Source organism: Sphingomonas sp. 35-24ZXX (assembly GCF_000786215.1).
In the GTDB taxonomy this organism is placed as follows: Bacteria; Pseudomonadota; Alphaproteobacteria; order Sphingomonadales; family Sphingomonadaceae; genus Blastomonas.
This window is the reverse complement of record NZ_JROG01000004.1, coordinates 891,002-904,294: the sequence shown is the minus strand read 5'-3', so window position 1 is coordinate 904,294 and position 13,293 is coordinate 891,002. Positions and strand designations below refer to the sequence as shown.

At 64.7% G+C, this 13,293-nt stretch carries 9 protein-coding genes; 6 read left to right on the top strand and 3 right to left on the bottom strand.

Going from position 1 to position 13,293, the window contains the following annotated elements; all coding sequences use genetic code 11:
• Nucleotides 1-42: 42 nt before the first annotated feature.
• Complete coding sequence (locus tag LI72_RS12405) at nt 43-1,305, bottom strand: N-acetylmuramoyl-L-alanine amidase (RefSeq protein ID WP_033926089.1); 1,263 nt, start codon at nt 1,303-1,305, stop codon at nt 43-45.
• A gap of 538 nt (nt 1,306-1,843) precedes the next feature.
• On the opposite strand from LI72_RS12405, the gene LI72_RS12400 reads away from it, so the two are divergent.
• Nucleotides 1,844-4,669, top strand: a complete 2,826-nt coding sequence (locus tag LI72_RS12400) for an Rne/Rng family ribonuclease (protein ID WP_052129776.1) — start codon at nt 1,844-1,846, stop codon at nt 4,667-4,669.
• A 122-nt stretch (nt 4,670-4,791) separates the two neighbouring features.
• Here LI72_RS12400 and LI72_RS12395 read toward each other — a convergent pair whose 3' ends face one another.
• Nucleotides 4,792-6,264 carry a hypothetical protein gene (locus LI72_RS12395; protein WP_033926087.1) on the bottom strand — a complete coding sequence of 491 codons (1,473 nt, stop codon included), beginning with the start codon at nt 6,262-6,264 and terminating at the stop codon, nt 4,792-4,794.
• A gap of 156 nt (nt 6,265-6,420) precedes the next feature.
• Here LI72_RS12395 and LI72_RS12390 point away from each other — a divergent pair, with 156 nt between their 5' ends.
• From LI72_RS12390 to LI72_RS12370, 5 genes are all read left to right on the top strand, one after another.
• On the top strand, nt 6,421-7,428 hold the full coding sequence (locus LI72_RS12390) for a phosphoribosylglycinamide synthetase (protein ID WP_052129775.1): 1,008 nt from the start codon (nt 6,421-6,423) through the stop codon (nt 7,426-7,428).
• A 132-nt stretch (nt 7,429-7,560) separates the two neighbouring features.
• Complete coding sequence (locus LI72_RS12385; RefSeq protein ID WP_033926086.1) at nt 7,561-8,343, top strand: succinate dehydrogenase iron-sulfur subunit; 783 nt, start codon at nt 7,561-7,563, stop codon at nt 8,341-8,343.
• Between the two features lie 43 nt (nt 8,344-8,386).
• Complete coding sequence (locus LI72_RS12380) at nt 8,387-8,869, top strand: PaaI family thioesterase (protein ID WP_231562460.1); 483 nt, start codon at nt 8,387-8,389, stop codon at nt 8,867-8,869.
• On the top strand, nt 8,866-10,005 hold the full coding sequence (gene zapE / locus LI72_RS12375; RefSeq protein ID WP_033926085.1) for a cell division protein ZapE: 1,140 nt from the start codon (nt 8,866-8,868) through the stop codon (nt 10,003-10,005). The genes LI72_RS12380 and zapE overlap by 4 nt, the downstream gene beginning before the upstream one ends.
• A gap of 126 nt (nt 10,006-10,131) precedes the next feature.
• Nucleotides 10,132-11,772, top strand: coding sequence for an ATP-binding protein (locus LI72_RS12370; RefSeq protein ID WP_197051889.1), 1,641 nt, complete (start codon nt 10,132-10,134; stop codon nt 11,770-11,772).
• A gap of 7 nt (nt 11,773-11,779) precedes the next feature.
• Here the strand turns inward: LI72_RS12370 and amaB are convergent, their stop codons facing one another.
• Complete coding sequence (gene amaB / locus LI72_RS12365) at nt 11,780-13,282, bottom strand: L-piperidine-6-carboxylate dehydrogenase (RefSeq protein WP_033926083.1); 1,503 nt, start codon at nt 13,280-13,282, stop codon at nt 11,780-11,782.
• Nucleotides 13,283-13,293: the final 11 nt, after the last annotated feature.

Genomic DNA, 13,293 nt, shown 5'->3' with positions numbered 1-13,293 from the left:
ATCATTCCTGAACATTGCCAGAGCGGATTGGTGTCAGAGCGGTCAGCGCGACGCCAGTTTACGTGCAAAGAACACGGTGACCGCCTGGCTGACCGATTCTGCGATCTTTCGGCGATAGGCGGCAGTGTTGAGCAGCGCGACGTCATCGACATTGCTGACATAGCCGGTTTCCAGCAAGACCGAAGGAACATCGGGCGCCTTCAGCACCATCAGCGAGGCAAAGCGGTGGGAATCGGTGCGGAAGTTCATCTTCGCATCCCCCTCGCGCCGCAACAGCCGCGCGAAATCCGCCGACAGGTTCATCGTTTCGCGCTGGGTGAGGTCGATCAGGATCGACGACACATCGGATGGTGCGTCGGACAGGTTCACGCCATTGAGGATATCCGCCTTGTTCTCGCGCGCCGCAAGCCTTGCCGCCTCACGGTCGGATGCGACCTCTGACAACGTATAGATGGTCGCGCCGCGCGCGGTCTGCGATGCGGCGGCATCGGCGTGGACCGAGATGAACAGGTCTGCACCCAGCCGGCGCGCAATCCCGTAGCGCTCCTGCAGCACCAGGAACGTGTCGGTATCGCGGGTCAGCGCAACCCGGAAACGGCCGGTCTTGAGCAGCTCGTCGCGGATGGCGCGCGCGATCTGCAGCGTCACCTTGCTTTCATGCGTACCGTCGTGCGGGCTGATCGCTCCGGGATCGTGCCCGCCATGCCCGGCATCGATGACGACCAGCGGACGCGACCGGTCATTCGGCCCTTCGACCGGCGGCAGGGGCGGCCCCTTGCTGGCCTTCGGCAGCGGAATGCGCACGCTGTAGCGCCGCTTGGGCGGCTCTGCCCGGAACTGTGCGGGCGGCACGAACGACTGGCGCGGCGCGGCGAGCACGCCTTGCAACTGCGACGAGCCCAGTTCGGTCACCGACAGGGTCAGGCTGCGGCCATCGTCGGAAAACGTGCCTGCGCTCACCACGGCGGGACGATCGAGATCGAGCACGACGCGCGCGGTTTCGGTATCGAACTGCGCCATGCGCACGGTGCGGAACAGGCCGCTCTGATTCAGGGCATTGGAGCGCGCAGTCGCACCCTTGATGTCGATGGCGATGCGATCGGGACCGCTGAGGACGAAGCTGCTCGCGCTTTCGATAGGATCGTTGAAATGCAGCACGATCTGGTTGGCGCGCACCTCCACATTGGAGACTTCGCCTGCCTGGACGGGCGCTGTGCATGCCAGGCACGCGCAGATGGAAGACAGCCAGAGCATGTCGACCTTATGCCTCCGGCGCGATTGCCCGGTCCAGTGCAATTTCGTCATCCCTGGAATCCTGCCTCTTCTCTTGATAAAGGCATGATTAGGGTTAAGCCGAAAAAACCTTGTGAAACGATCTGGTTACCGGAAATTTTACCACGAAGGCCTTTAGGAACGCCGACGGGTGCCGTCTTATGGCGGTTGAGGCATCTTCATTGCGGGCCCCTGCGACGAAACGAGCTTTTTGTTGCTGTATGATGCAAGCGATGCTAGCAAAGCTATGCGGGCCATTGGCTTAACCGGCCATCCCTCGCATCCAATGACAGCATCGTGGCCCTATCTGCCGCGCATGCCGTATCACCAGGTTGACGCTTTATGGGTTTGAATACCGCCTTTTCCGCCACCCCGCTTTCGGGCGGTTGGCTGCGGAAAAGCGACGCGGCCAGTGCGCTTGACGCCCTGCGAACCTGTGCAGCAGACACAATCCCTATCGTACACACCCGTATGCGCAACGCTCCCACTTTCGGGAGCGCAAGCGCCTTAGCAAACAGAAGCGCAGCGACCCGGCCGGTTCCGCCCGGTGCGCGCGCACGGAGAATATTGAATGACAACGCGCATGTTGATCGATGCGCGCCACCAGGAAGAAACCCGGGTGGCGGTGCTCAAAGGAAATCGGATTGAGGAATTCGACTTTGAATCTGCAGAACACAAGCAGATCAAGGGCAACATCTATCTCGCCAAGGTTACCAGGGTAGAACCCTCGCTGCAGGCGGCTTTCGTCGATTACGGCGGCAACCGTCACGGCTTCCTCGCCTTTTCCGAAATCCATCCCGATTACTACCAGATTCCGCGCGAGGACAAGATCGCGCTGCTTGCCGAAGAGGCCCGGCACGCCAAGGAAGAAGCCGATGCGCTGGCAGCCGAGGAAGAGGAAGACGATGCCGCCGGCCGCGGGGGCGAAGAAGGCAGCTATGACGACGGTCTGTCCGATGAAGGCCTGATCGAAACTGACGACGAGCCGATCGTCGCCGAAACGCTGTCGAGCGACGAAAGCGAATCCGAAGGCGATTCCGAGAGCGAAGAGTCCGACGACACGCGCGAAGCCAATGGCGATGCCAATGGTGGCGGCCGCAATTCGGGCCGTCGCAAGCGTCGCGATGGACGCGGCGGCAAGGCCAAGGCCAGCGACGAAGCACGCACCAGCCGCATGGCGCTGCGTCGCCGCTACAAGATCCAGGACGTCATCCAGCGCCGCCAGGTGATGCTGGTGCAGGTCGTCAAGGAAGAACGCGGCAACAAGGGTGCGGCGCTCACCACCTATCTCTCGCTCGCGGGCCGCTATTGCGTGCTCATGCCCAACAGCGCGCATGGCGGCGGCATCAGCCGCAAGATCAGCAACGCGTCTGACCGCAAGCGTCTGAAGACCATCATCGCCGAAATGAAGCTGCCCGCCACCATGGGCTGCATCGTGCGGACGGCAGGCCTTTCGCGCACCAAGCCCGAGATCAAGCGCGATTTCGATTATCTCGCCCGACTGTGGGACGAGATCCGCGAAAAGACGCTGCGCGCGTCCGCGCCCGAGATCATCCATTCGGACAGCGACCTCATCAAGCGGGCGATCCGCGATATCTACAACCGTGATATCGAGGAAGTGCTGGTCGAGGGCGAAGCGGGCTACCGCGCTGCCAAGGACTTCATGAAGCTGCTCATGCCCAGCCACGCTCGGCGGGTGAAGAGCTATTCGGACCCCGTGCCGCTGTTCCAGCGCTATGGCACCGAGGACCAGCTCTCGGCGATGTACGAACCTGTCGTGCAGCTGAAATCGGGTGGCTATCTGGTCATCAACCCGACCGAAGCTTTGGTATCGATCGACATCAACTCGGGCCGCTCCACCAAGGAGCATGGCATCGAGGCGACCGCGCTCAACACCAACCTGGAAGCGGCGCGCGAAATCGCCCGCCAGTTGCGCCTGCGCGACATGGCAGGCCTCGTCGTCATCGACTTTATCGACATGGAATATGGCAACAACGTCCGCAAGGTCGAGAAGGCCATGCGCGACGCGCTGAAGAGCGATCGTGCGCGCATCCAGGTGGGCCGCATCTCGGGCTTTGGCCTCATGGAAATGAGCCGCCAGCGTCTGCGCACCGGCGTGCTCGAGGCATCGACCCGCACCTGCCCGCATTGCGACGGAACGGGGCTTGTCCGCACCGCATCGTCAGCGGGCCTGTCGGCGCTGCGTCTGCTGGAAGAAGAGGCCGCGCGCGGCCATGGCAGCATCATCACGCTGCGCACCAGCCAGGAAGCGTCGATCTACGTCCTCAACAACAAGCGTCGCGACATCGCCGAGATCGAAGAGCGCTTCGGCGTCCGCATCGAAATTCTGCCCAATGGCGAGAATGAAGGCGCGAAGATGGAGGTGACCGCCAGCGGCCCGCGTCCGGAAAAGACCGTCACCTTCCAGCCGATCATCGACGATGACGATGACGACATCGAAGAGGAAATCGACGAGGTCGAGGAAGAGGAAGAGGTCACCGAAAAGCGCGGCAATCGTGGCGACCGCGGTGAACGCCGCGAGCGTGGCGAACGTCCCGAGCGTCAGGAAGCCCCGCGCAGCGGCGAGGAAGGCGAAGGCGGTCGTGCCAAGCGTCGTCGTCGTCGCCGTGGCAAGCGTACGCGCCGCGATGGCGAGGGTCCGCAGGGCGAGGCCGAGGGCAATCTCGACAACACCGTGGTGGCTCAGGACGATGCCGACGCATCGACCGACGAAGCCGACGTCGCGACCGAAGCTACTGAAGCCGGCGAGCCGGTTGCACAGGGCGAGGACAGCGGCGAGGCCAAACCGCGGCGGGCGCGTCGTGGTCGCAGGGGCGGTCGTGGTCGCAAGACCGGCGAAGGCAGTGATGCCGAGGCCAGCGAGTCAACCGGCGACGCCGGCGACAGCGATGCCGAAGCAGCCAGCAGCAGCGTGACCGCCGAACCCGAGGCAGCCGCCCCCGTGGCAGTTGCCGAGGAGCCGGTCGCTACAACCGAAGCCGATGCCGAACCTGAAGCGGCGGCCGAAAAGCCCAAGCCGAAGCGCAAGTCGCGCGCCAAGAAGCCGGTGGCCGAGGCCGAACCGGCAGCCGAAGCACCGGCGGCTGAGGCTGAAGCTGACGTCGCGGCAGAAGCGCCCGCCGCAGAAGCGGACGTCGTCGCCAAGCCCAAGCCCAAGCGCGCACCGCGCAAGAAGGCAGCGCCCAAGGCGGATACCGACGCCGCCGATGAGGTCGTCGCCCCCTCTGCACCCGCTGCCCCGGCACCGGTTGCCGATGCAGCGCCGGTGGCTGAAGCGGCGCCTGCCGCAGCGGCAGAGACGCCGGATCAGGCCGCAGAAGCCCAGGACACGGGACCTGCGCGTCGCGGCTGGTGGCAGCGCACGTTCGGCAACTAAGGGCTTCGGCCCGCAGCCCATGTGAATGAAAAAGGGGTGTCCCGCCAATCCGGCAGGACACCCCTTTTTGCATACGTTTCAATGCTGTCGGTGCCGCGCGGACGCGCGGGCCGAGGATGGGATTAGATCGCGGCGGGCGGCAGTGCGGCTTCGAAGGCATCGCCGATCGCCGCCATGTCGCCCGCCAGGCTGGCTTCGGCATCGGCCGGGCTCTTCTGCGCCAGATCGACGAGCTGCGGCATCGAAACACCGATGCGCAATGTCCCGCGCACCTTGCCCGCCATGTCGGGGCCCTGGAAGCGCGCGCACTTGACCGGCTGGCCCAGCCGCACACCCGATTGCATCATCGCCAGCTGGATGGCGGTCGCGCCGTCGAAATCGATCTGCCGCCCCTCGCCGCTCAGATCCACCGTGGTCAGCGTGCGCATCTCGATCGGGTGCGAGCCCGCCTGTTCGCGGTCGGAAAAGGGATAGGGCACCACGCGCAGTCCGCCGATGCGATCGACCAGCGCCAGCGAAGCGCTGCGGAACAGCTCTACGACACGCGCAATGTCATGGAAGTCGAGCGCCTGGAACCGCTCGAGTTCGAACAGCGCCGCTTCCAGCCTGACGCTCAGCCCGGCATTGCCGCCATCGGGCAGCGCTTCGACACCCGCCCAGCCTGCAGGCATCTCGGCGCGGCGGAAGATCGTTGCCATCCCTTCGCCCAGCGGTGCCACCCGCGCTGCGATCTGGCGCGGCACGAGCGCGAAGCCCGAAAACGGCGGCCCTCCCATGAACTTCGATCCGGTCAGCAGCACCACCGCGCCGCGGATCAGATAGGCGCTGACCGCCGGACTGGTGATCCGTGCCTGGCAGGCGTCGACGACAAATCCGATGGAATCGCCATAGCGCGTGATCAGCGCGTCGATGTCGTCGAGATGCGGCAGGATCAGCCCGGTCTTGGAGCCGTGCACCACATGCAGCAGCGGGAACTTGCCCGCCTTGAGCGCCCGTTCGATCTCGCTGTGCATGCCGGCGACGATCACCGCGCTGTCGAACGCATCGCCAAAGCCATTGCGCACCGAAATCTCGCTGAGCGACACCGGCTCGAGCGCGGGTACCGGCGTGCCCTTGGCGGTGGGGATTCCCAGCGCCGTCTGCGCGGCGAAATACTGGCCGTGCGCGCTCAGGATGCAGCCGCTGCCGACCTCGTCCGCGCCCAGCAGCACATTGTGAATGCCTTTCGGCGCGCGCCCCGCAAAGGCCTGCAGCGCGATATACTCAAGGTCCGTGCCCGATGCCGAAAACGCGATATCGGTTCCCTGCGGCAGGCCATAGGCGGCGCTGATCCGGGCGCGCATCGCACTGAGCTGCCCGGCATAGTCGGTACCTGCCATATCCTCGGTGATGCCATGGCAGGCCACGAACTCGCAGAGGTGATCGAAGGCCGGCTGCGAGATGTCGTTCGCGGTCGATGACGCATAGGTCACCGTCTGCCGGGGAAAAGGCGAACTGAAATATTTGTTGGTGCCCACCGCGTGCGCGGGGACGATACGCTCGTCTCCGCCGATGGTGAGAAGATGGCTGACGGCCTTGCCGATATCGTGTTGCATCAAACGGTACTTTCGCTGCGCCCCCGAAGCGGATATGGGCGCGCGTATAGGGGTGTTGGCCAGTATGGCAAGTTGTCTTGGGCCATTCGCCTCGTCCGAACGAACCCCGGCCCCGGCTGAAAGCCTCGGTACGAACAACGAAAGTGTGCCTTTCCAGTGACCTCATACCCTGCCCCGCTGACCATCGACACCAAAACGCGCGAGACGCTGAAGGTGCTTTTCCTTGCCAAGCATGCGCTGGGCGACGGATCGCTTCATCCCGAAGACGGCAACCATGCGGTCTATCACAACGAGGTGCGCACCATCCTGGAAGGGCTGTTCGACAATCTGCTGGTCGGCAACCAGTATGCGATGCTGTTCGATCCGCCGGAGGTCGATTTCGTGTTCTCGCTGCTCAACCGCGGCGGCTTCGTGAATTCCGAAATGCTGGTGCCGTTGCTGTGCAACCGCAAGGGCCTGCCCTATCTCGGCGGCAGCCCGATCCTGCGCGGCCTGTCGGACGACAAGCACCTGTCCAAGCTGGTGGCGCGTGCGCGCGGTATCCCCACCGCCGATTGGGCGATCTATCGCAAGGGTGGCCCGGTCGATGAGACGCTCTGCCCGATGGCCGAGCGTATGGTGATCAAGCCCAATGCCTCGTCGGCCAGCTGGGGTGTGCGCGATGCGGGCGACTGGGCGGGCGTCAAGGACGCGGTCGCCGCGATCCATGAAGAAGGCCATGACGCGATTGTCGAGCCCTTCCTCACCGGCAGCGATGTCGAAGTGCCCGTGGTCACGATCCATGGTCGCCCGGTGATCCTGCCGATGATGCTGTTCGAACAGGCCGACCCGACGCACCTGCGCACCTATTGGGAAAAGCGCGATCTGGTCGAGCGTGCCAGCAAGTACGAGCTCGTCGATTTCGAAGGATCACCCTTCGAGTCGGTGATTGCCGAGCACACCGCCAATCTGGCCCAGGAATTCGTGCCGTTCGATTATGGCCGCTACGAGTTCCGGCTCGATGCCGACAAGGGCGAGCTCAACTTCCTCGAGGTCAACCTCAACTGCAACCTGTGGTCGCAGAAGGTCTTTGGCCGCTCGGCCGTGCGCGCCGGATGGACGCAGGAACAGCTGATCGAGACGATCGTCGCAGAGAGCCTGCGCAGCCACGGGCTGATGGGCTGAAGCTGCTCGGCCCGCCCGCAGCGGCGGGCCGCAGTTGCACCAGCTTTTTAACCCCCATCATCTTATGCAATTGAGCCTGCGCACCAAAGTGTCTATCTAGGCACCGGACGCACAGAATGACGAGGGATTTCCATGGCTACCTTTACGCTTCCGGCAAACAGCAAGATCACTGGCAGGGGCCAGGCGTTTCAAGCGATGACCGGCGGCCGGACCAAACGGTTCAAGGTGTACCGCTATGATCCCGACAGCGGCGAAAACCCGCGCTACGACACGTTCGACATCGATCTGGACGATTGCGGCCCGATGGTGCTCGACGCGCTGATCAAGATGAAGTCGGAGCAGGATTCGACGCTGACCTTCCGCCGGTCGTGCCGCGAAGGCATCTGCGGATCGTGCTCGATGAACATCAATGGCCGCAACGGCCTTGCCTGCACCACCGCGATCGAGGATTGCAAGGGCGAGGTGCGCATCACTCCGCTGCCGCACATGGACGTGATCAAGGACCTGGTCCCCGATTTCAGCCATTTCTACGCGCAATATGCTTCGATCCGCCCGTGGCTGCAGACTGTGACCCCCGTGCCTTCGGGCAAGGAGCGCCTGCAGTCGCCCGCCGATCGCGCCAAGCTGGACGGCCTGTACGAGTGCATCCTGTGCGCGTGCTGCTCGACCAGCTGCCCCAGCTACTGGTGGAACTCGGACAAGTTCCTGGGCCCCGCCATCCTGCTGCAGGCCTATCGCTGGCTGGCAGACAGCCGCGACGAGCTGACCGGCGAGCGGCTCGACGAGCTGGAAGATCCGTTCCGTCTCTATCGCTGCCACACCATCATGAACTGCGCCAATGTCTGCCCCAAGGGGCTGAACCCGGCGCGCGCGATTGCCGAGATCAAGAAGATGGAGGTCGAACGGCACGTCTGATCGGCCGCAAGGCTGACGGACCCGTTCGATAACCATCCCGCCGGTGGACGCGCAAACTCTTCAACTGCCCGATGATTTCGCTTTTGGCCCGGACCCCGATCGTCCGGGCTGGATGCGCTGGGCCTTGCGCGAGGACAATCGCTACAACAGCACCTTGGGCCCGATGTGGGTGATGAAGCGCGCCGACGGCACCGTCGTCGTTCGCACCGAACCGGGGCATCTGCAGGGCAATCTGGCCAACAACGTTCATGGCGGCGCGATCCTGACCCAGGTCGATATTGCGCTCTTCGTCTGCGCACGGCTCAACGGGTCGCTGCGCCACGGCCCGGCGGTCACGTTGGAGCTGGGAAGCCATTTCGTCGGGGCGGGCAAGGTCGGCATTCCGCTGGATGCCGAGGTCGAGATCATCCGCGAAACCGGACGCCTGCTGTTCCTGCGGGGGCTGGTCAAGCAGCAGGGCGAGACGGTGTGCGCCTTTACCGGAACGATCCGCAAGACGCCTGCGCCGAGGAGCCCCAAGGCTTGACCGGGACGCTCGCCCGCTACGAGGCGCTGGTCAGCGCCGGAGAGCTGCGAGCCGATGCCGATCAGCGCGCCGCCGCAGTCCGGCTGCAGGCGATGCAGGACGCGCTCGAGGCCGTCCCTCCGCGCGGAAGCCTGTTGTGGCGGCTGATGGCGATGCAGCCCCAGCCGCAACCGGTGCGCGGGCTCTACATGTTCGGCGGGGTCGGCCGCGGCAAGTCGATGCTGATGGACCTGTTCTATGAATCGGTCGGCATCAACCGCAAGGTCCGTGTCCATTTCCACGAGTTCATGCAGGACATCCATGCCCGGCTGCGCATCGAGCGCGACAAGATGCAGGGTGACCCGATCCCCCCGGTTGCGCGCCAGTTCAGCGACAATTACCGTCTGATCGCGTTCGACGAGATGGTCGTCAACAACAGCGCCGATGCGATGATCATGTCGCGCCTGTTCACCGCGATCATCGAGGCGGGCGTGACGATCGTCACGACGTCCAACCGCCCGCCCGACGATCTGTACAAGGACGGCCTCAATCGCGAGCATTTCCTGCCGTTCATCGCGCTGATCAAGCAGCGGCTCGACGTCCTGTCGCTCAACGGTCCGGTCGATTACCGGCTGGAGCGCCTGTCGGGCACCGATACCTGGCACGTGCCCAACGGTCCGGCGGCCACCGCCGCGTTGCGCGAGGCGTTCTTCCGGATGACCGATTATTCGCCGGACGATGCCGCGCATGTGCCATCGGCGGATATCCCGGTCAGCGGCGGGCGGTCGGTTCATGCCCCCAAGTCGCTGAAGGGCGTGGCCGTCTTCTCGTTCAAGAAACTGTGCACCGAGGCGCGCGGCGCGCCCGATTATCTGGCCATCGCACGACGCTATCACACCGTTTTCCTGGTCGGCATTCCGCAGCTGGGGCCGGAAAACCGCAACGAGGCGGCGCGCTTCGTGACATTGATCGATGCGCTGTACGAGATGAAGGTGAAGCTGATCGCGTCTGCCGATGCGGAGCCTGCCGACCTGTATGCGAGTGGCGACGGCCGGTTCGAATTCGACCGCACGATCTCGCGGCTGATGGAAATGCAGTCGGACAGCTATCTGGCGCTGGGCCATGGCGCCCGGTCAGCGCAAGACGAGCATCGCTGAGCGCAAGGCCAAAATCCGCGGAAATGTGGGCTCCATCGCGCAAAGCTTTGCGATCCCAACATAAGTTTGCGTCAGATGATGGAACAGGTTTATCAGGGTCGGGCATTCCGAACGGAAACACCCTCCATGATGAAACGATTGGCCCTCGCTACCGGATGGGCGCGCATGACGCGGCGCTCGCCAGCGATCCGCATCGGCATCGCGATGGGGGCGTGCCTGCTCGGCGTCGGCGGCAGGCTTGCACTGGATCCCTATCTCAGCGGCGTTCCCTTCATCACTCTGTTCGGCGGGATCGTGATCACCGCCTTTTTTGCCGGCTTCTGGCCCGCCATGCTGACCACTGCGCTGGGCGCTATCGCGCTGGAATTGCTGATCATGCCCAGCGTGGCGATGGCGCGCCCGAACGACATGGATTGGTTGCCCACCACCTTCTTCCTGCTGACCAGCCTGATGATCGCGCTGATCATCGAAAGCGTCTTCCGCGCGCATGACGACCGCATGGCGGTGGCAGAGCAACTGGCGCGGCTGAATGCCGATCTGGATGATCTTGTTGTCGCCAGGACCCGCCAGCTGCAGGCCGAGGTTGCCGACCGGCAGGCCGCCGAAGCGCGATTGCACCAGGCGGAAAAGCTCGACGCCATCGGCCATCTGACCGGCGGCATCGCGCACGATTTCAACAACATGCTGGCGATCATTACCGGATCACTGGACCTTGCGAAACGCCGTCTGGGGTCAGAGCCCGACACCCGGGTGGTCACGCATATCGACAATGCCGCGACCGCCGCGGAACGCGCCGCCTCGCTTACTCACCGGCTGCTGGCCTATGCCCGCAAGCAGCCGCTGGCGCCGCGCAGGCTGGACGTCAACGCGCTGGTGGGCAACGTCAATGCCCTGCTCGAGCGCACCCTGGGCGAGCAGATCGAGATCAGCATGCAGCTCGATCAGACGGTCTGGCCGTGCCATGCCGATCAGACCCAATTGGAAACTGCGATCATCAACCTCGCCGTCAACGCCCGCGACGCCATGCCCGATGGCGGGCAACTGATGATCGAGACCGCCAATATCGTGCTGGATGCAGGCTATTGCCGCCAGCATGATGATCTGGTGCCCGGCGAATACATCCAGATCGCGATCAGCGACACCGGCATCGGCATGGCACCCGAAGTGCAGGCGCGGGCGCTGGATCCCTTCTTCACCACCAAGGATGTCGGCAAGGGCACCGGGCTGGGACTGAGCCAGGTCTACGGCTTTCTCAAGCAGTCGCACGGGCACCTCAACCTCTATTCCGAACAGGGCAAGGGCACGACGATCAAGCTGTATCTGCCCCGATCGGGCGACGGCGACGATGCCATGGAGGGCGGTTCGCGCGACAGCATCCGCTTTGCCCCGCCCCAGGACCTTGTCGTGCTGGTGGTGGAAGACGATGATGGTGTCCGCGCGATGGCACGCGCCAGCATGGTCGAGCTCGGCTTTACCGTGCACGACGTCGGCAGCCCGGAAAAGGCCCTGCAACTGATCCAGAATGGCCTGGCCATCGACCTGCTGTTCACCGACGTCGTCATGCCGGGCATGAACGGGCGGCAGCTGACCGAAAGGCTGCGCAAGGTCCGCCCCGACCTCAAGGTGCTCTACACCACCGGCTACACCCGCAACGCGATCCTGCACAACGGCGTGATCGACAGCGACGTGGTGCTGCTGGTGAAGCCCTACAGCGTCGACGAACTGGCCAGCAAGGTGCACGTCGCGCTGAACCGCGGAGCGCACTGACGCCGCGTTACAGCTCGAACTTGACCCCCTGCGCCAGCGGCAGCGCGCGCGAATAGTTCACCGTGCTGGTCTGGCGCCGCATATAGGCCTTCCAGCTGTCCGATCCGGACTCGCGGCCACCGCCGGTTTCCTTCTCGCCGCCGAATGCGCCGCCGATTTCCGCACCCGACGTGCCGATGTTGACGTTGGCGATGCCGCAATCGCTGCCTGCCGCCGCCACAAAGGCCTCCGCCTCGCGCAGATCATTGGTGAAGATCGAGGACGACAGGCCCTGCGCAGCAGCGTTGTTGAGCGCGATCGCTTCCTCCAATGTGTCGTAGCGCAGGCAATAGAGGATCGGCGCGAAGGTTTCGCGCAGCATCGGGCCGGTCTGCGAAGGCATCTCGACCACCGCCGGGCGAACATAAACCCCCTGCCCCGGCCCTTCGATCCGCTCACCCCCGTGCACTGTGGCTCCCAGCGCCCGGGCATCCGCCAGGGCCGCCTGCATCGCGGCAAACGCCGCTTCGTCGATCAGCGGACCGGCCAGCGTCGCAGCATCGCGCGGATCGCCGATCGGCAGCCGCGCCGCCGCCGAGATGATCCGGGGCACAAAGCTGTCGTAGATCGAAGCGTGGACGAACAGCCGCCGCAGGGACGTGCACCGCTGACCGGTCGTTCCCATGAAGCCGAAGGCGCAGCCGCTGAGCGCCAGATCCATGTCGGCGCAGGGTGCGACGATCGTCGCGTTGTTGCCGCCGAGTTCGAGCAGGCTGCGCGCAAAGCGCTTCGCCGCCGCCTGGCCGACGATGCGCCCCATCGCGGTGCTTCCGGTCGCGGACACGAGCGCGATGGCGGGATCGCCAACAAGCGCAGCGCCGGTCGCGGCATCGCCCAGCACCAGCTGCGACAGCCCCTCGGGGGCATCGGAGCCGAATTGCGCTGCAACGCGGTCGAACAATGCCTGCACCGCCAGCGCGGTCAGCGGCGTCTTTTCCGATGGCTTCCACACCACGCTGTCGCCGCAGACCAGCGCCAGCGCGGCGTTCCAGGCCCAGACCGCGACGGGGAAGTTGAACGCGGTGATGATCGCCACCGGCCCCAACGGGTGCCAGGTCTCGCTCATCCGGTGGCCCGGGCGTTCGCTGGCGATGGTCAGGCCATGCAGCTGGCGCGACAGGCCCACCGCGAAGTCGCAGATATCGATCATCTCCTGCACCTCGCCCAGCCCTTCGGACAGGGGCTTGCCGCAATCGAGCGTGACCAGCATGCCCAGATCCTGCTTGTGCTCGCGCAGCGCCATGCCGAGCTGGCGGACCAGCTCTCCGCGGCGCGGAGCCGGGACGCAGCGCCACTGGTGGAATGCCTGCGCCGCGCGTGCGGCCACCTGTGCGACCTTGCCATCGTCTGCGGGATCGAACCCTGCGACAGCCATGCCATCGACCGGGCTGGACACGGCAATGGTCCCTTGCGGCAGGGCAAAGCCCAGGTCGGCGCAAAGCTGCTCAAGGTGAATGCTGCTGGAGATCATCGGGTCCTCAA

Coding starts and splice junctions, on each gene's coding strand:
- LI72_RS12370 (WP_197051889.1), top strand. CDS start 10,132: ATGATGAAACGATTGGCCCTCGCTACCGGATGGGCGCGCATGACGCGG.
- LI72_RS12395 (WP_033926087.1), bottom strand. CDS start 6,264: ATGCAACACGATATCGGCAAGGCCGTCAGCCATCTTCTCACCATCGGC.
- LI72_RS12385 (WP_033926086.1), top strand. CDS start 7,561: ATGGCTACCTTTACGCTTCCGGCAAACAGCAAGATCACTGGCAGGGGC.
- LI72_RS12400 (WP_052129776.1), top strand. CDS start 1,844: ATGACAACGCGCATGTTGATCGATGCGCGCCACCAGGAAGAAACCCGG.
- amaB (WP_033926083.1), bottom strand. CDS start 13,282: ATGATCTCCAGCAGCATTCACCTTGAGCAGCTTTGCGCCGACCTGGGC.
- LI72_RS12405 (WP_033926089.1), bottom strand. CDS start 1,305: ATGACGAAATTGCACTGGACCGGGCAATCGCGCCGGAGGCATAAGGTC.